The 19,851-nt window shown below is 24.8% G+C and carries 12 protein-coding genes; 8 read left to right on the forward strand and 4 right to left on the reverse strand.

Features of this window, described 5'->3' with window-relative positions:
• Positions 1-50: 50 nt before the first annotated feature.
• Positions 51-395 (reverse strand): hypothetical protein, encoded by a 345-nt coding sequence (locus ACXX84_RS03120; protein ID WP_458572895.1) that lies wholly within the window; start codon positions 393-395, stop codon positions 51-53.
• 790 nt (positions 396-1,185) lie between these two features.
• On the opposite strand from ACXX84_RS03120, the gene eno reads away from it, so the two are divergent.
• From eno to ACXX84_RS03135, 3 genes are read left to right on the forward strand one after another with little or no spacing between them, the layout of a single operon-like run.
• On the forward strand, positions 1,186-2,559 hold the full coding sequence (eno, locus tag ACXX84_RS03125; RefSeq protein ID WP_458572896.1) for a phosphopyruvate hydratase: 1,374 nt from the start codon (positions 1,186-1,188) through the stop codon (positions 2,557-2,559).
• A 15-nt stretch (positions 2,560-2,574) separates the two neighbouring features.
• A complete protein-coding gene (locus tag ACXX84_RS03130) occupies positions 2,575-3,072 on the forward strand; it encodes an NfeD family protein (protein WP_436358878.1) in 498 nt (165 codons plus the stop codon).
• A 1-nt stretch (position 3,073) separates the two neighbouring features.
• Positions 3,074-3,988, forward strand: coding sequence for an SPFH domain-containing protein (locus tag ACXX84_RS03135; RefSeq protein WP_458572897.1), 915 nt, complete (start codon positions 3,074-3,076; stop codon positions 3,986-3,988).
• Between the two features lie 52 nt (positions 3,989-4,040).
• Here ACXX84_RS03135 and ACXX84_RS03140 read toward each other — a convergent pair whose 3' ends face one another.
• Positions 4,041-4,865 (reverse strand): leucine-rich repeat domain-containing protein, encoded by an 825-nt coding sequence (locus tag ACXX84_RS03140; RefSeq protein ID WP_458560942.1) that lies wholly within the window; start codon positions 4,863-4,865, stop codon positions 4,041-4,043.
• Between the two features lie 49 nt (positions 4,866-4,914).
• Between ACXX84_RS03140 and uvrB the strand changes: the two genes are divergently transcribed.
• Positions 4,915-6,873 carry an excinuclease ABC subunit UvrB gene (gene uvrB / locus ACXX84_RS03145; RefSeq protein WP_458560943.1) on the forward strand — a complete coding sequence of 653 codons (1,959 nt, stop codon included), beginning with the start codon at positions 4,915-4,917 and terminating at the stop codon, positions 6,871-6,873.
• A 54-nt stretch (positions 6,874-6,927) separates the two neighbouring features.
• On the opposite strand, the gene ACXX84_RS03150 is transcribed toward uvrB, so the two are convergent.
• Both ACXX84_RS03150 and ACXX84_RS03155 read right to left on the reverse strand, forming a co-directional pair.
• The gene (locus ACXX84_RS03150; protein WP_436358874.1) at positions 6,928-7,773 is read right to left on the reverse strand and encodes an ABC transporter ATP-binding protein; all 846 of its coding nucleotides are present in this window, start codon (positions 7,771-7,773) and stop codon (positions 6,928-6,930) included.
• Positions 7,773-15,581 (reverse strand): ABC transporter permease, encoded by a 7,809-nt coding sequence (locus tag ACXX84_RS03155; RefSeq protein WP_458572898.1) that lies wholly within the window; start codon positions 15,579-15,581, stop codon positions 7,773-7,775. The genes ACXX84_RS03150 and ACXX84_RS03155 overlap by 1 nt, the downstream gene beginning before the upstream one ends.
• Positions 15,582-15,717: 136 nt before the next feature.
• On the opposite strand from ACXX84_RS03155, the gene ACXX84_RS03160 reads away from it, so the two are divergent.
• The 4 genes from ACXX84_RS03160 (at position 15,718) to ACXX84_RS03175 (ending at position 19,261) form a co-directional block, all read left to right on the forward strand.
• Complete coding sequence (locus tag ACXX84_RS03160; protein WP_436358872.1) at positions 15,718-16,314, forward strand: FMN-dependent NADH-azoreductase; 597 nt, start codon at positions 15,718-15,720, stop codon at positions 16,312-16,314.
• Positions 16,315-16,337: 23 nt separating this feature from the next.
• On the forward strand, positions 16,338-16,895 hold the full coding sequence (gene def / locus ACXX84_RS03165) for a peptide deformylase (RefSeq protein ID WP_436358871.1): 558 nt from the start codon (positions 16,338-16,340) through the stop codon (positions 16,893-16,895).
• A 221-nt stretch (positions 16,896-17,116) separates the two neighbouring features.
• Positions 17,117-18,778: an IS1634 family transposase gene (locus ACXX84_RS03170; protein WP_436358870.1), complete on the forward strand. Its 1,662-nt coding sequence runs from the start codon at positions 17,117-17,119 to the stop codon at positions 18,776-18,778.
• A gap of 309 nt (positions 18,779-19,087) precedes the next feature.
• Positions 19,088-19,261, forward strand: coding sequence for a hypothetical protein (locus ACXX84_RS03175; protein WP_436358869.1), 174 nt, complete (start codon positions 19,088-19,090; stop codon positions 19,259-19,261).
• Positions 19,262-19,851 lie beyond the last annotated feature (590 nt).

Below are 19,851 nucleotides of genomic sequence, written 5' to 3' on the forward strand. Positions count from 1 at the left end.
AATCTCTTACTAAAAAGTAAGCAAGAGAAATTTACACAAAATATCTTACACTACCCACTACTTACTTGTATTCAATTTCCTGAATTATCCATTTTTTCTAAAATTAAATCATAATCAGAAAACTTACTATTATTTTGTCTTGAAAAAGCAGTTTCTTTTTTAAGTTGTAACTCATTTATGTGTTCTTTTTCTCATTTTTCATTTTCAGAATTTATTCTATTTAGTTCTGCTACATTTGCAATAGCACCCCCCAAAGGACCTAAAAATCATCATCAATTTACTTGTGGATTATATTCAACTCTTTTTTCTTCATTTGCTGCAATGCTTGTTTGTGTTAGTGTTATAGGTACTAATATACCAGGTACTGCAGTTATAAATGAAATATTTTTTTTCATTTTTTTTAATACTTTTGATCCTTTTTTAATTTTTGACTTAAATTTATTTAAATCTTTTTAAATTATATCATTTTGCAATGTTTTTTTGGTTATAATATAATAAAAAAATAATTGCTTTTTTTGGACTGCTTTTAAGTTTTAATCATTTCAACCAACAAAAATATTACTTTAATAAAAGTTTTTATATCTAAAAATAATTTGCTTGACTTTTTAGGTATTATCTTATCTGCTAATTTACAACTTACAAAATATTTTGATTTCTTTTATGGAGCAAAACTATTTTTATTTAATACTTTTTATTTAATTTAATTATATTTTAATCAATTTACTTCTGAAGTAATAATAAAAAGTTCAAATTTTTTTATGTTTTTTTGAAAAAAATGATTTTTTTTAACAAATTATTTATTTTAGGTATATAATTATTTATGGTTGTAATCAACCAAATATTTTCATTTATTAAATTTAAAATTATTGTATTTATTTTTTTATTATTGTTATATTCTTGTTATTAGATTATTTTGTGTATACCCCCTATTATATTTTAGTCTCCTTTCTAAGTTTTTAAATCTTTTAAAGTGTTATTATAATAACTAATCTTAATAATTAAAAATATAAAAAAATTGAAAATCCATTTTGAAAATTATATTACGTTTTCAATATCAAAATCAAGAACAAATTTTCACTGTTTATCTGTTCTTGATTTTTTCTTTTTTTAGATAAATATAAACATTTTTATTTCTTTTTAATGTATAATTTTTATTAAATATAAAAAATTTTATTAAGGAGAAAAATGTCAAAAATTACAAGCATTCACGCTCGTGAAGTGTTAGATTCAAGAGGTAATCCTACTGTTCAAGTAGAAGTTAAAACAGAATTTGGTGGTTTTGGTTCAGCCATTGTTCCATCAGGTGCTTCAACAGGAACAAGAGAAGCTTTAGAATTAAGAGATCAAGATAACGCTTTTGCATCAAATTGATTTGGTGGAAAAGGAGTTATGCAAGCAGTTAAAAACGTTAATGAAAAAATTGCTCCTGTTGTTTTAGGAATGGAAGTTACAGATCAAAGAAAAATAGACTTAGCAATGATTAAATTAGATGGTACTCCATTTAAGAAAAATTTAGGTGCTAATGCTATTCTTGGAGTATCATTAGCTGTTCTTAGAGCTGCAGCAGATGAATTAGAAATTCCTTTATATAAATATATCGGAGGAACAAACGCAAGAAAATTACCAGTTCCAATGTTAAACGTTATTAATGGTGGAGAACACGCATCAAATACCATTGATTTCCAAGAATTTATGGTTATGCCATTAGGAGCAAAAACAATAAGAGAAGCTTTACAAATGGCTAATAAAGTTTTCCACAACTTAGCTAAATTATTAAAAAAAGCGGGACACGGAACACAAGTTGGTGATGAAGGTGGATTTGCTCCTAACTTAAAATCACACGAAGAAGCTTTAGACTTTTTAGTTGAAGCTATTAAAGTTGCAGGATTTACACCAGCAACTAAAGGTGAAAACGCTGTTGCTATTGCTTTAGATGCTGCATCATCAGAATTATATGATTCAAAAACTAAAAAATATACTTTTGGAAAATTAAAAGCAGCTATTGAAGCTAAAAAAGAAGGATTTGCAAGTTTAACTAATAAAGTTGAATTTACAACAGATGAATTAGTAGAATACTATGGAAAATTATTTGCAAAATATCCAATTATTTCTGTAGAAGATGGATTTGCAGAATCAGACTGAGAAGGATTTAAAAAATTTAATCAAAAATTCGGTTCAACTCACCAAATAATGGGAGATGATTTAACAGTTACAAATGCTTCTATTTTATCAGAAGCTATTGCACAAGGTTCAATTAACTCAATTTTAATTAAATTAAATCAAATTGGTTCAGTTTCTGAAACACTTGACACAATTGAATTAGCATATAAAGCAGGATTTACAGCTGTTGTATCACACCGTTCAGGTGAATCAGAAGATACAACAATTGCTGATTTATCAGTTGCAGTAAATGCAGGTCAAATTAAAACCGGTTCTTTATCAAGAACAGATAGAGTTGCAAAATATAATAGATTATTAGCAATTGAAGAAGAATTAGCTGAAGCAGCTGAATACGATGGAGAAAAAACTTTCCACAACTTAAAAAGAAATGTTAAGTAATTAAATTATTTTAATATGCCGCAAGATGTAATAAAAATTATTTTTATAGTAATTTGATTATTGATAATATTAAGTTTTATCATTTTAGAACTAGCTACTAATGGAATTTGAACAGCATTAACAAGTATAAGTGCTATCCCTTCATTAATTATCGCTTTAGCAACTAAAGGGGTTTATTGAAGTATAATAGCTCAAATTCTTACTTTTATTGTTGTTTGAATTATTATCTATTTTTCAACATATAAATTACTTAAAAATAGACTTTATTCTACCAAAATAGGTGTAGAAAGAATTCAAGGTTTAACTAAATCTAAACCTAATATTTTAATTGAAGATAGTTATGAATATGGAGAAGATACTCAAAATTATGGAAAAATTAAAATTGATGGTAAATTTTATAGAACTATTTCAGTTGAAGGTCAAGGAAAAATAGAGAAAGGAAATTGAGTAAAAGTTAAATTTGTAAAAGGAAATATACTTTACATAGAAAAAACAACTCAAAAGGAAAATTAGCATGATTTGAATTATTATTGTTTCCGTTCTTGCTATTGCCATAATTATATTATTAATAATAACTTTAATAAGAAGCATTAGAATTATTCCACAATCTGAATTTGCTGTAGTCGAAAGACTTGGTAAATATAACAAAACACTTAAAAATGGAATAAATTTCCTTTTACCTTTTGTAGACAGAATTGTTAAAAGAGAAAACTTTAAAGAAAAAGTTTTAGATTTCCCAGAACAAGATGTTATTACTAAAGATAATGCAGGAATAAGAGTTGACACAGTTGTCTTTTTAGAAATTACAGATCCTAAACTCTTTGTTTATGGAGCAGAAAATTCTATGAAAGCCATTGAAAACCTTTGTGCTACAACACTAAGAAATCTACTTGGTGAATTAGAATTAGATGAAGCATTAATTTCAAGAGATACTATCAACTCTCAATTAACATTAATTTTAGATGAAGCGTCTGATTCTTGAGGAATTAAAGTACATAGAGTAGAGATTAAGAATATTATCCCTCCTAAAGAAATTCAATCAGCAATGGAAAAACAAATGAAAGCAGAAAGAGAAAAAAGAGCAAATATTCTTGAAGCAGAAGGAAAAAAAGCTTCTCAAATCCTTCTTGCTGAAGGGCAAAAAGCTGCTAAAATTCTTGAAGCTGAAGCTGATAAACAATCAGAAATTCTAAAAGCTGAAGCTAAAAAAACAGCTGAAGTATTAAAAGCTGAAGCCGATCAAAAAGCAATTGAATTATTAAATCAAACAAATATTACAAAAAATATTCTTACTTTAAAATCTATTGAACAACTTGGAGTTCTAGCTAACGGCCAAGCAACTAAAATTATTTTACCACCTAACTTAGGTGACGTTGCTAAAACAATGAGTGTTGCTTCTGAAATATTTAAAGAAGGTGACAAAAAATAAAAACAAAAATATCAAACTAACAAGTTTGATATTTTTAATTTATTTTTTAAAACTAATTTGATTTGTCAAATGCATCAGAAGCAATACTTACTTTTTCTTTATCAATTTCATTAATATTATTTGTTTTTATATCATTTAATTTAAATGCTTCTTTACTTATTATTAATTTTGATAATGGTTCTACAAAGTGAACTGATGTTATTTTATTTCTTTCAAATGCTGCTTTTGAAATTAACTCCAATTTATTTGATTTAAAATCTAAAGAAGTAATTTCATTGTTAAAAAAGGCTGAAATTCCTATTGATTTTAAATTAGAATTTTCTGAAATAACAAATTTTGAAATTTGATTATTTGCAAATGCTTGCTTTCCAATATAAGTAACTGAATCTGATAAAATAACTTCTTTTATTTTGTTTGTTTCAAATGCATAATTACCTATTGTTTGTAAAATAGTTGCTTTTGAAAAATCTAATTCTTGCAACTCATAATCTATTTTTGATGTTGGTAATGTTCTATTTGTGAAAGCTGAATCTTCAATTATTTCTAAAGTTGGAGGAAAAATAATTTTTTTAAGATGATAAGAAACGATAACTTGGTTATCAACACCATCTTTTTTTATTGTTTCACTTAATAAAATTTCTCTACTTTTTTCACCAGCAAAAGCTCCTGTGTATATAGTTGTAATGGATTCTTTGCTCAAGTCTAATGTAAAGGTTTTATGTTCTTTATCAAATATAACATTAACAAATTCTCCTTTATCATTTTTCTTATTTACAAGATTCTCTCCTTGTTTGGTATTTGCATTATTGTCGCCACAAGAAACAGCGACGATAGGTAAAACTAATAATGGACTTATAGATAAAAATATTTTTTTCATAGTTTAAATTTTACACTATTATTTTATTTTCCAATTATAATTTAATAATATGTATAATTTAATTTCAAAAAATAAGCCTCAAGGCGATCAACCAAAAGCAATTAAAGAACTTTCCGACGGAATAAAAAATAATAAGAAATACCAAGTATTACTCGGTGTTACTGGTAGTGGAAAGACTTTTACTATGGCTAATGTTATCAAAGAAACAAATAGACCAGCTCTGATTTTATCACATAACAAAACTTTAGCTTCGCAACTCTTTTCAGAAATGAAAAGTTTATTTCCAGAAAATAAAGTAGAATATTTTGTTTCTCACTTTGACTACTATAGACCAGAATCTTACTTACCAGCTAAAGATGTTTATACAGAAAAATCCAGTAAAACAAACTGAGATTTAGAATCGATGAGAATGTCCACTATCAATGCATTAGTAACTAGAAGAGACACAATTGTTGTCTCTTCTGTTGCTGCAATTTACGGGGCACTTGATCCAAAAGAATATCAATCTAATCTATTTTATATCGAAGTAGGAATGAAATTAAATAGAAGTGATTTATTTAGAACTTTAGCAAAAATAGGTTATGAAAGAACTGATATTGATTTAGAACCAGGAAAATTTAGAACTAAAGGGGATGTTGTAGAACTTTTTCCTGTATGAACTGAAGAATTAACTATTAGAATTGATTTTTTTGATGATGAAATTGAAAATATAGTCTATCAAGAAAAATTAAGTAAAAAAACTACAAAAAAAGTTAAAAATTTTGTTATTTATCCAGCAAACTCTTATACAGTAACTAATGATACAATTGAAAGAGCTGTTAAAACTATTGAATTAGAATTAGAAGAAAGATTATCTTATTTTGACAAGGAAAATAAATTAGTTGAAAAACAAAGATTAAATGACAGAGTTCGTAATGATATTGATTCATTAAAAGAATTTGGTTTTTGCTCTGGAATAGAAAACTATTCAAGACATATGGATGATAGAAAAGAAGGCGAGAAACCTTATACACTTTTTGATTATTTACCTAAAGACACACTTATCTTTATCGATGAGTCCCATATGACAGTTCCACAACTACAAGCAATGTATAAAGGTGATTATCAAAGAAAAAGAAATCTTGTAGATTATGGTTTTCGTTTGCCTTCTGCTTTAGATAATAGACCTTTAAAATTTGAAGAATTTGAAGAAATAGATAATCAAATTATTTATATTTCAGCTACTCCTTCAGATTATGAAGTTGACAAAACGCACGGAGAAATTACAACACAAATCATAAGACCTACTGGTCTTGTTGATCCAATAATTGAAATTAAATCAACTAAAAATCAATTAGAAACTATGTATAAAGAAATTGATAATCAAATTAAAAATAATGAAAGAGTTATTATCATAACAGGAACCAAAAGAATGGCAGAAGAGTTATCATCTAATTTTAGAGAAAAACACTATAAATCAGCTTATATCCATTCTGAACACAAAACTTTTGAAAGAAATGACATATTAAGAAAATTACGTAAGGGAATTTACGATGTTGTTGTGGGAGTTAATCTATTAAGAGAAGGTATAGATTTACCGGAGGTTTCTTTAATTATGATTCTTGAAGCCGATACCAACTCATTCTCCAGAACAAAAGCTGCACTAATTCAAATGATTGGTAGAGTAGCTAGAAATGATCATGGTAGAGCAATTTTATTTGCTGATTCTATTACAAGTAATATTGCAGCTACTTTAAAAGATAATGAAGAAAAAAGAAAAATTCAAATGGAATATAATAAAAAGAACAACATTATTCCTAAAACTATTATTAAACCTATTTTTGATCCAATTCAATCAGTTGAAACAATTGATGCTTTAGAAAAATCTTCTAAAGTCAAAGATAAAAAAGAAAAAGAAGAAATAATAAAAGCACTAATAAAACAAAAAAATGAATATATTGCTAAAGATGATTTAGAAAAAGCAATTCAAATCAGAGACCTGATTTTAGAGTTGGAATCCGATCTCTAAAATAAAGAAAATTCCTTTATAAAAGAACAAATCTTATATAAAGGAATTTTTTATTTATAAAACTTTAGGATTAGAATTTATTATTATTTCTTCTATTTTTCCAGAAGCTAATTTAATAACTTTATTGCATAATTCAGCAACTGTCGGATCGTGAGAAACCATTACAATTGTGGTTCCATAGGTTTTATTAATATATTGTAATATTTTTAAAACTGCTCTTGATGTTTTTTCATCTAAAGCACCTGTAGGTTCATCAGCAAAAATGATTTCTGCATTTTTTGATAACGCTCTTAAAATGGAAATTCTTTGTTGTTGTCCACCAGACATTTGAGAAGGATATTTATATTTAATTTCTTCTATTTCAAATTCTTTAAAAAGGTTATTAATATTTAAAACTTTCTTTTTATCTTTTTGTAAATATGCACCTGTTTCAACGTTATCATAACCATTTAAGTTTTGCAGTAAATTATAACTTTGAAAAATAAAACTAACATTTTCTCTTCTAAATTTTGTTAATTTTGAATCGTTGTAATATGTCAAATTATTATTTGCAACAATCACTTCACCTTCTGATGCTCTATCTAAACCAGAAATAATGTTTAATAATGTAGATTTTCCTGAACCTGATTTTCCAAATAAAACAGCAAAATCTCCTTTTTCTATTTTTAAAGTAACACCTTTTAAAACAGAAGTTATTATCGAACCAGAAAGATAAGATTTTTTAACATCGAAAATTTCAATGATATTATTTTCTGTATTTTGTGTGATCATATCTTTGTGTTTTTTCTTTGGTTTACTATTTGCTTTTTTGATTTTTTTTATTTCTTTTTTAGTAAGTAAAACTGCATTTTCTTCTTTTATTTTACCTTTTAGTTCTTTCTTATTTTGGTTTTCTGTCATTATTTTCCTTTCAATAAATAAATAGCTTTAATTTTATTTAAATTAATTCAAGCAATAAGAGATGTAAGTCCATAAACAAAGAATAAAATTCCTATTGCAGTTAAAGCATGTCATCATTTTAAAGTAAGTATTAGAGCAATAGAACTAGATGAAACTAAAAACGCATTAAATAAAGCAATAAATCCAATAACTAATGGAATAGCAATAATTGTAGCAACAATTATTAAAGGTAAATAAATTCCAAAAAATAGTTTTATTTTCTCTTTGTTATTGTATCCCAAGATTGAAAATATAGCAATGTTTTTTTCGTTCTCCGTAATTATGATATTTGAAATCATAATTAGAATAACAACAGAAACTAAAAAGAAAATAATAACTATAGATAGTGTTAATTTTGAAACTGTATTAGCAATATTATTAACAAAACCTATTTGAATATCTTTAGCATCTACATTTGTAGAAAGCGAATTATAAACATTTTTAGAATATAAGTCGATGAAATTATTTACACCTTGTTTAATTAAGGTTGCGTTTTCACTCTTAAATTTATCACTTGTAATATTCTTATAGCTTAAATCGATATTTTCAACATCAGTAATTGTTCTTTCTTTAAATGTTAATAATTTTTTGATTAATTCATCACTATAACCATTATTTTTTAATACACCAGGTTGATCATCGCTGTTTGAATATATTTGTGCAAAGGCTGTTTCATATTGTTCTTTTGTCTCCATATTAATTAGGTCTCCACCAAATCAATATCCAGAATTTGCATATAAACCAACAGAACCAATAGTTTGCTCTGGAGTAACATCGTTAGATAAAATACCATTGAATCCATCTTGATCTAGTTCACTTAATCCAGTTAAATGATTTGCTATTTTTCTTGTTGTAACTAACTCACTATTAATGAAAGTATTTATAATACCAACTATTTTAAATTTATATTTTCTAAAGGAATTTCCTTCTAAAATTCTTATATATCTATCAATAGGATTTTTAACTTCTAATTCAATTGTATCACCGAGTTTTAAGTTGTTTTTATTTAAAAATACATAATTAACAGAAATAGGATAAACATCATTAATTACCTGTGTTTTTTCCATTAATTCGATTAAATTAACACCTTTTTCATCTTGGATTGATACATATTTAGAATTGTTATTATAACCATAAATTTTTAAACTGTTTTCTTCATTATAAGAAGTATTAATATATGTGTATTTTTCGTTTGTTTGATTGTTAAATAAAATACCGTTAAACGCTATATAAAAATCATTAGAAGGAATTTTTTTATAAGCATCTACTAAGAATTTTCTATATAAATCTCTATGTTGAGAAGTAGTTATTGCTTCTCTATCATATTCTTGAGTTTGAACATTTCATACCATATATCAGAATTTACCACCAGTTGAAACATTTTCATTTTCAATGTATTTAAAATAGTTTTGTGGGTTTGCTTCTGTTCCTACAAATTCAAAGTTGTATTTTTTGCCTGTGATATCAACTTTTTCTACAAAATGAATATCTTGAGTTTTTTCTATTTCTGAAATTGCCATTTTAGAAATTTCTAAAGTTCTTGATCTTTGACTATCAGGCATTGAATTTAAAACTATATCTCAAGGTGAGATGGATAATGATGATTCTACTTGTAATTGAAGTGACGCTCTTGTTAAAATATGGGGATCATTTTCTTTTGGATTACCATTTTTGTCTGAATCACCATTTACAAGAGCTCTACCTGGTTTGAAGTAATTATTTGCTTCAACATTAGATTCAGAAGCAACCCCTAAAGGAACATATAAAAGATTTTCTAATTGATTTTTATCAAAAGTTTGATATTGTCCAGCTTCGATAGTAGGTGTTTCTAAATCTAACTTATACTTATAATTTCTCTTTTGGTATGTTTTATTTACAGTCTCATTAAATACTCCGTTTGAAGAAATTGAGAAAATGGAAATAAAGGCTGTTAAGGTTGTTGAAATCATTAATGAAATTAATTTTCAAAAACTATTTACAGATAATGAAGCAACAAATTTAGTTTTTACATTAGCAAATCTAAATATTTTTAGAAATACCATAGCAAATTTTGAAACATTAATTTCAACTATACCAGACATTAAATCAATTGTTTTTTTTCTTAAAATTCATAAAGCAGATAATATAACTAAAGCTGAAAGTAAGAAAAATGGAAGAATAATGGTTAAAACAAAAGGAATTCATTCAAATGATATACTCTGCGTTGGTAAAGTTCAATAAGATGAAAAGGCGTTTTTTAACACTTGTTGCAATGATAAACCTACTATGTACCCAACAGTTCCACCTATAAAGGTTGTAATGAAAGGGAAGGATATAAATGAGAAAGCTATCATTCAAGAGTTATAACCCTGAGCTCTTAAAATCCCTATTACCTTATTTCTTGTAGATATATATCTTTTTGTAATAAATACGGTAGAAATAATTATTAATATAGACATTAATGCAACCATATAAAAGTTAGCATTTGATATAAGTTGAATCAATGAAAAAGCTGTTGAAATTCTTAAACTTCTTTCTGGATTAATAATATCTAATTCATCTTTAGAAAAGACTTTTTTAGTTACTATATTTCCAAAATTAGTAGCTATTTCTCTATTTGTTTTTTCATTAAATTCTTGAACATTTGTTCCTGGTTTTGTTTTAACAAGTAAATAATCTTTTAAAGCACTACCTCTAAAGGATTCACGAGCTCTATCAAAACCTCATTTATTAACATAAACAAGTGCTTGATTTTTAATATTAACTTGTAAATTTTCTTCATTTATTACAGGGAATAAATAATCGATAGTTTGCTCATCACCTACTATTAAAAATTTAGAACCACTTACATTTATTATGTATTTTTCATCTAAACTATTTATTAGTTTTTCTAACTCTATATAACTAGAAGGTAATTTTTCTTTATATATTTCTTTATTGTTTTCATTTAAAAAACTAGAATTTACTTTTGCAACCAAGGAACGAACATCTTTAAATACTAAAAATTTATTTTCTTCTCTTATTATTGTAGAAGCATTAATTAAATCTAAAAAGATTTTATTAATGTTAATATCAAATAAAATGGTGTCTTGATTGTCAATTGAAAATACTTTTTTATTTAAGTAATCTACATAGGAAAGATCTAATGATAAACCTTTAACACTATGATTTTCTAAATGATATTCAAAAAGAGAATCGCTATATAAATTATAAAATCTTCCTTTTATTATATCTCTATAATTATCAGGATTTTCATTAATAATTTTTGAAAAATCAGTTACTCTATTATTTAAAACAAAGGTTAAATTGGAGTTATTTTCTGCATTATCTGTTCCTGCTGGATTCGAGGTAAATCAAGCTGCTACTATTGGGAAAATAACACTAGAATATGTTGATGATACAGTGTCTGATAAACCTAAAGAAGTAAAAACAGCAGATTGAGTTGTAAAATTCTTTCTTAAATTATTTAAAATTTCTCTATTTAAGTCACCTTTAGAAGCAAAATCGTTTAATAAATCAAATGATTTTTGTAAATTAACAAAGTAATTTGTAGCGTCTTTATGATATCTCTCATTTGTTGCAATTTGTGCTAAATTAGAAACTAAAGAAACTTTATTTAAAATAAGTCAATCAGCTAAATCTAAACCTGTAATAGCATTTTTCTTTTTATAAATTTCAGAATCAAATAATTTATTTATTTTATTTTTTCATTCATTAGCATCAGCAGTATTTGGTATGTTTTTAAATAAAGTATCTGCAGAATCAAAAGGTTGTGCTATACCACGTCCTATTGGTTGAATGTCTAGTCCTTTAGAGAAAAATGATCTATTTTCAAAGTTTTTCTTAGAATCATACAATTGTGTTTCAATTAATTCTTTGTATAAATAAGAATTTTGATTTTGTGCTTCTCTAAAAAAGAAATTGAAAACTTCTTTTAATTCCGTTGAACTCAATTGACTATTTTCAGAAACAAATTTAATTCAAAAATCATAAAAAATCAAACTATTTACAGAACTAGAATATTCAGAAGAATAAACAACATTACTTACAATTTCTCTAGCTTTTGGTTTTGCTGTATTAAAGGCTCTGTTACCTTGTGTGTTCTCAATAAAAATCTCATATAAATTATCTGCTAAAGTAGAACTAGTATTTGTATTTTTTATAACAAATGAATTATTTGCTTTAGTGAACTTATTAAAAATAAAAAGTTTTAATGTTTCTTTGAAAATAGAGTTTCTTTGACTTATTTCATCAACATCTTTAATGATATCTTTTCCAAAAAATAAATATCTTTTTATAAAGGAAATTTCCGTATTATCAAATTCTTTATCGATTAAAATTTTATTATCAACTTTATCAGAAAGTTTAATTAATTCTTCAAATTTAGCATATGATAATAACTCTAAATTTTGTAAATCGAACAAGTCAAGTTTTTCAGCATCTTTATCTGGTACTGAATAAGTTATACCTAATGCACCTTCTTTTTTGGTTTTACCAGATAAATTTAATATTTCTTCTATTGCTCTAAAAAGAGTATGGGTAGTTGCAGAATCTTTAAAAAATGTTGAAATAAATGCAGTTATTAAATTAGATGTTTTAAGAGTTTTAGCAACAAATAAAACTTTTTGCGGATCTTTTGATTCATTTACAAATTTATAATCTTCAAAATAAGTGTTTTCTAAAGAATTTTCTACTATATTTAAAAGTCTATCTTTATCTAAAATAGAAATTATTTTAGTTAAACCTGAATTTATGTTTTTAAAATTTTCAGAAGAATTATTTTTATCTTTATTTATGTTAATTTTGTCAAAAATATTAACTAAAGAAGTGGTGATTTTTTCTTTTAAAACACTTTCTTTATAAGAATTAATAATTTTATTGAATAAAATTCCTTTATATTTTTGCTCTGATTTATTATAAGCGGTAGAAAGTAAAGAATCAAAATTAATATTTTTAACTAATATAGTTGCACCTTTTTTAAATACATCAAAATCAATGGATTTAACTAATGGAATAACTAAATCTGAAACACTAAAATAATAATAAGCATGAGTAGAATCGTTTCTCTCTTGTTTATTTCATTTGTTTTCGTATCAATTGTGAATATCAGTTAAAAAAGATTTAAAATCAATTGATAAAATTATTGTTTTTAAACCATCAATAAATTCAATTGGGTTATTTATTATAGTTTTTAACTCTTCTTTTGTATTATCTTTTAAAATATCACTTCAAACATTAATTCCTAAATTAGAAAGAATTTGACCTATTTTATCTATGTTATCAATAAAATAAGTTTTTTGTTCATCTAATGTAGTTCCATTATCTCTAATTTTGTTTTGAATGTTTTCAAGAAAATTATTAAATATTTTGTTTAAAAATTGATCATCATTTTGAATAGTTGCTAAATAAAGTGACTCAAAAATCATTCTTTGCATTAAAGATTGATTATTTTTACCTTTTGTAAAAATATCATAATATTCAGTAACGAAAAAAGCATCTTGAGTTGCAGTTAATAGTTTATCTAATTCATCTACTTTTATGAAGTTTTCTCTAACTAATTCACTATTAACTATTGTTTTTTTAAGACTATCAAAAAGTGTTTTTACTGTTTTTGATGTTTCTATTTCTTTTAGTAAGGCGCTGGAAGGTGCTCTATATATGAAAGGAACATTATAAGTATTTGAAAAGTTTTCATCTGTTTTGTATCAACCATTTTCTCCTACAGAAACTTTTAGACCTAAATGTTTAGATTCCATAAAATTATTTAATTCTGTTAAAGTTAAAAACTCTTTATTATCAACTAAAACTTTAATTCAAGAATCTTGTTTTTTTTCATAAAGGGTATAACCATTTTTTGAATTTCCTACAGCAAAATTCACTGTTTTTTCTTTATTTTCTAAAATTACTACTTTTTCTTTTGAAAAATTTGCAGGAAATAAAGTTAACTTTTGACTAGAAGGAATATCAATAAATTCAATGGTTGGATTTAAGTATTTAGAATCAGGAACAAAACCTTGAAAAATGGCATTTATAATTTCTGCACTATATACAGGATTGAATTCATTTTTATCAAAATTAGGATCAGCATTAATAAATAAGTTACTTTTATGAAAATATTCATTAAAAAGTTTTCCCACTTCTTGCTTGTGGTTTGGATCAAAATATTCTTCATTTATTCCTGCATCAATAAATTGAAAAATTTTGTTTTCTCCTTTTTTTTCATCTATTGCTGTTGTAGTAATAAATCTTCTTCTACCAACTGAATCAACTTCTTTTTCGTTTTTCACATAATCAAAGATTTTGTTTTTTATTGTTGTAGAAACTGCATTTCTAAGTTTTAAATAAGTTAAATCTACTATTTCTTCATTGGATAAAGATGCTAATTGCTGTGAAGTTAAATTTTGAATATTATAATCATTTCCTAAATTTTCAATATCCTTAATTGATGTAGTTTTACCATCGGGTCCTTTTATTAATAAGGTTAAATCATCTTTTAAAAGATTTTGACTAATAATAACAGGTTCTTTATTTGAGATAGTTTTTACTATTTGCTTTTCTCAATAATGTAGCTTTTCAATTTTTTTAAATTCTTCAGGATCATTGTCTTTTAAATTTGCTAAATAATTAGAAAAATTTTTAGAAAAATTTCCTTTTTCTGGTTCAATATCTAACAAAGTAAAATTATGTAAAATAAATTTGGTTTGATAACTAACTCTTGAAACTCATTCATCTTTAAGTTTATAAACATTAGATTTAGAAAATTGGAAAAAATCTGGCAGTGATTTATGAATGTCGTTTTTTAAAAATAACTTTTTAATTACAGGAGCTGTATTTTCACTACCATTCATTAAACCATCAGGTTTTAAAACAATATTATAGTTTCAAACTTGTTGAGGAGCCGATCATTTTGCTATGTTATCTCAACTAAATAATTCACTTGTATAATCTTTTTTATAAAATAACTTTCAATTATTGTTATTATCTTTATGAACTCCGATTAATTTTGCTGTTTCATCTTCTGTTAATAAATATAAAATACCATTTCTTTCTCATGAGTTGATTTTAGAAACATCAAAAGTTGCTTCTTTGGTATTTAAATTAATTCCCATTCTATTTATGGAAGATATTATATGATCTTCACCTTGATTATGTAATAAGTAGCCTTCTGAACCGTTACTTGAAATGTTTATAACTTCAGAAATTTTGTATCTTTTGTCTAAAAAAACTGCAGTATTATCCTTGTTTAAGTAATAGGAAATTTCTTTTTCTTTAAATGTTCCATCAGCATTTTTTAAATAAGTTTTAAAAAATTTGCTATCGGTTTTTAAAACTTGAAATTGTTTATTTTTTAAATCAAAATTAAAATCTTTATTATCAATATTATTTATATTTTTATTAACTTCATATTGAAATAAAAAGTCTTGAGCACTTATATAATAATTCGCTTTTTCTCCCTTAACTCCCAAGTCAGAAAGCAAAATAAATTGTGATTTTATTTGAAAATCTAAAATTTCTTTTATAGCTTTTTGATCTAAAGTGTATTCAATTGGTGTTTCTTTTTTATATCCATTATCTTTAGCATTACCGCTAAAGTTAACATCTAAATCTACTGTTGAATCATGTAATTTAGAAACTGCATTATATTTATTTATTTGTCTATTAAAAGATTCTTTTACACTAAAAAGTAAAGTAAAAACACCTGTAGTTAAAAAAAGTAAAATAGATAAACTTATTGTTGTTATTTTATTTTTTGATAAAGATTTAAAAATTTCTTTTAATAATTTAAACATAGTAAATACCTCATTTTTTAATAAAATATAAAAAATTATACTATTTTTTTGCTAAAAATAAACTTTTTGAAAATTTTACTATTTTTTATAATATAATAACTTAGCAAGTTAATTTATAGAAAAGAAAGAAGGAAAAATGAAAGTTTTAGTTATAAAAGGTTCTATTTTATCTGGAGAATCTTCAAATTCAAAATTAATGTCAGATAAATTTGTAGAATTTTATAAAGAAAAAAATCCAACTCACGAAATTATTGAAATGGATTTAAATAAAGAAAAAGTGGCTTCAATCTCTTTAAATTCAGAAAATATGAAAACTTTTTGACAAGATGTAGAAGCAATGAAATTAGTTGATTTATTAAAAAGTGTGCAAAAAGTTGTTTTTTCAACTTCAATGATTAATTTCAACTATTCAGCAGTTGTAAAAAACTTTATTGATGCTATTTCAATGGCTAATGTAACTTTTAGCTATAAATACAGCAAAAAAGGAGAAGCAAAAGGTCTTTTAGATCATTTAAAAGTTCAAATTTTAACTTCTCAAGGAGCGCCTGCAGATTGATATCCTTTTGGAAACTTTACAGAAAATTTAAAAGGTTTTTGAAACTTTTTAGGAGCTAAAGTTGTTGAACCAGTTTGATTAACAGGTACAAAAGTTGAACCTTTCGCTTCTTTAAGTAAAGAAGAAAAAGTTAAAAGTATTGAAGATAAAATCAAAAAAGCTGCATTTGAATTTTAATTATTTGTTTATAATATATACATATGAATAGAAAAAAAGTTAAAATAATTCAATTACCAAATAATGTTCTAAGAGAAAAATCAATTGATGTTCCTTGACCATTAACTGAAGAAGATGAACTTCTAGCACAACAAATGATTGACCACATTGACTATTCACAAGTTGAAGGTCAAAAAATGTATAGACCAGGTGTTGGAGTTGCTGCTGTTCAATATGGAATATTGAAAAATATGTTCTATATTAATGTGAATAACGGTCCTGATGATATAGTATTTAGAGATATTATTATAAATCCAAAAATACTTGGTTTTTCTGAAGACAAAATAGCTCTTCATCATGGTGAAGGTTGTTTAAGTGTTAATGAAAAATGACCTCATCAAGAAGGTTTTGTTAGAAGAAGAAAAATAATTAAAGTTGAAGGTTATTCATATTTTAGTAAAGAAAAGAAAATATGAACCGTTTCAGGATATGTTGCAATTGTTTTTCAACATGAACTTGATCACTTACAAGGAAAATTATTTATTGATCATATTGATAAAAAACAACCTTGAAAAAAAGAAAAAGAACTTGAAACATTATAAGAAAGTTAGCATTTATTTGCTGACTTTTTTCTTTCCCAATTTAGGTTCAAAATTGCCAAATAACGCTGTTTTACAGTGGTTTTCGATTTTTAGTTTCCCAGTTTTCCCTAAGAAATTAGAATAAAATAGGAATTTATAAATTTTTACTATATATAGTAATTTTTATTAAAAAAAATAAAAAAATAATTGCACTTAATTGCATTTTGTGGTATAATATAAGGATGGAAAAGAAAAATTTAATATTATTTAATGTTTCAGGAAACAAAAAAGGTGTAATTTATAAATACGTTGGATGAACAACTGGTTTTGGAAAAGCACCAACAAGATGATTCAGTCTTGGAAACTTAGAAAAATTACTTGAGAAAAAAGAAAATGCAGTAGAAATTCTAAAAGAAAAACTAAAATCTTTTTCTTCACTTGATAAAAAAGAAAGAGTTCAGTCTGCATTATTAGAAGCTTTAGAAAGCGATGAACTTGTAAGAGTAAATAAAAATGTCGGATACGAACTAATTGAAGAGTTACTCAATAAACACAACATTTTTGAGTCTTTTGAGAAAACAAGGCATAAAGAAATGAAAAAAATCTTCAATTTTTTAGTTGCAAAAAGGATTTATAATCCTTCAAGTATTTTTTCTTCTTTTAGTGAACAAGGCGAATTTAATAGTGATATTTCAGCATCAAAAAATAGTTTTTATAGACTTCTAGATATTGTTGAAAACAATCAAGCAAATCTTGTAAATGCACTACATCAAATGGTATTAAAAGAAACAAATAGAAATTTAAGTGAGATTTATTTTGACTCATCAACTGTTTATTTTGAATCTTTTCAAATAATGGGTTATAGACAAACTAGTTATTCTAAAGATGGAAAGTTCAAAGAAGATCAAATTGTAATTGCCTTAGCATGTGATGGAAATGGAGTCCCTTTCCATATTAAAGTTTTTAGTGGTAATACTCCAGATTCAAAAACTATGATTGAATTCTTGCTTGAACTTGAGCAAATGTATAAAATTAAAAACATAACTGTAATTGCCGATCGTGGAATGAGTACGTCCGGAAATATCAGATTTTTAGAGCAAAAAGGTTATGGTTTCATCATTTCTTACAAAGCAAAAGCAAGTTCTAAAGAATTCAAAGAATATGTTTTGAACGAGAAAGATTATGTTTATGTAAATGATAATTTAAAATACAAATCTACAGATTTCCTTTCCGCTTTTAAAAACAAAAGGGTTACAAAAAATGTCAGAAGACGAATTGTAACTATCAGCAAATCAAGAGCTTTAAAAGATAGAGAAGATAGACAAAATTTAATTAATAATTTCAAAAAGAAACAAAATAAAGATGGAACTGTTGATTCTTCAAAAATGCTTGGAACTAAAAAATGTAAATACTTTACTGAAATATCAAAATTAAAATTTGAATTGGATTACAAGAAAATTCAAAGAGACGAAGAATTCGATGGTGTTTATGTATATGAAACTAATTTATTAAATTTAAGTGAATCTCAAATAATTCATTTATATTCAAAGCAATGACAAATTGAATCAAATTTTAGGAGTTTAAAAAGTTATTTAGCAATAAGACCAACTTATGTTTATTTAGATAGTCACATTGTAGCTCACACACTTTTATGTTTTGCTTCATTAGTCGTTTTAAAATTATTTATTCATAAAACAAATGAATATTATTTCAAACACAGAATTAATAACCATCTTACTGAATGACAATTTATTAAAATTTTAAGTTTAGTAAGAGAAGAAATATTTATAAATAACATTACCGGAGAAGAAATAGAAAGAAAAAGAGAAAAATCAGGAAGTGATATAGATCTTTGAAACAAGTATGATGAGATCAAAAAAATTGTAATTAAATCAGATAAATAAAAACCGTTTTGCCCCATAAAACAGGCGTAAACGGTTTTTTAATTCTTGAAACTGGGAAAGACGGATAAAACTGATGAAAACAACCATAATATCAAATATTGATACGATATAAAAAGAGTTTTATCAAAAATGGTATAAAGAAAAAACAAAAACAATAAAATCAACCAAAAAAATGGTTGATTTTGTGTTTTTTGCTATTAACCGGGAAACTCGGGAAAAGTGACATTTTATATCTGTAATTACAGATTTTTTATCAAATGCTTTGTTTTTTTTTTTTTTGTAGAATTGAGTATAAGAAAGGAGAATAATATGGATGTTATAATAGCAGTTACCGGTATTGTATGTTTTTTAGTGATTACTGGTATGATTGTTCTTTTTGTAATGTTTATTGCTAAAAAATTTGGTAAAAAAACAAAATCAAGTTCACTATACAATAATAAAAATAAAGAAGTTGAAAAAACAGAGCAAGATACTAAAAAATAACAATATCTTATAAATAAATTAGGTGGAGTAAAATCTACTCTTTTTTATTATTAATTTTAGGTAAAACCGGGAAACTCGGGTAAATTATTTATTGATCATATTGATAAAAAGCAACCTTGAAAAAAAGAAAAAGAACTTGAAACATTATAAGAAAGTTAGCATTTATTTGCTGACTTTTTTTGTTTCCCAGTTCAGTTTCAAAATTTCCAAATAATGCTGTTTTACGGTAGTTTTCACTTTTTAATTTATTTTTTTACTTGCTAATTTTTAATTTAACAAAAATTATAATTATTTATTTTCTTTTTCAGAACATTTATATTTTACTCAAACTCATTGACAACTAAAAAACAACATATTCTCAAATAAAAATGAAATTGTAATTATCTGATTTTTTCAGTTGTCTCATCACAATTTAGCTAATCAAATATTTATCAAAATTAGCATAAATCAAAGAACTATAAAAATTAATTTTAGTTTTTTTCTATTTAAAAATTTACAAAGATCACTATGAAATCTTTGATCTTTAATAAAATGAGGTAGTGTAAGATATTTTGTGTAAATTTCTCTTGCTTACTTTTTAGTAAGAGATT

The organism is Mycoplasma sp. AC157 (assembly GCF_054343415.1).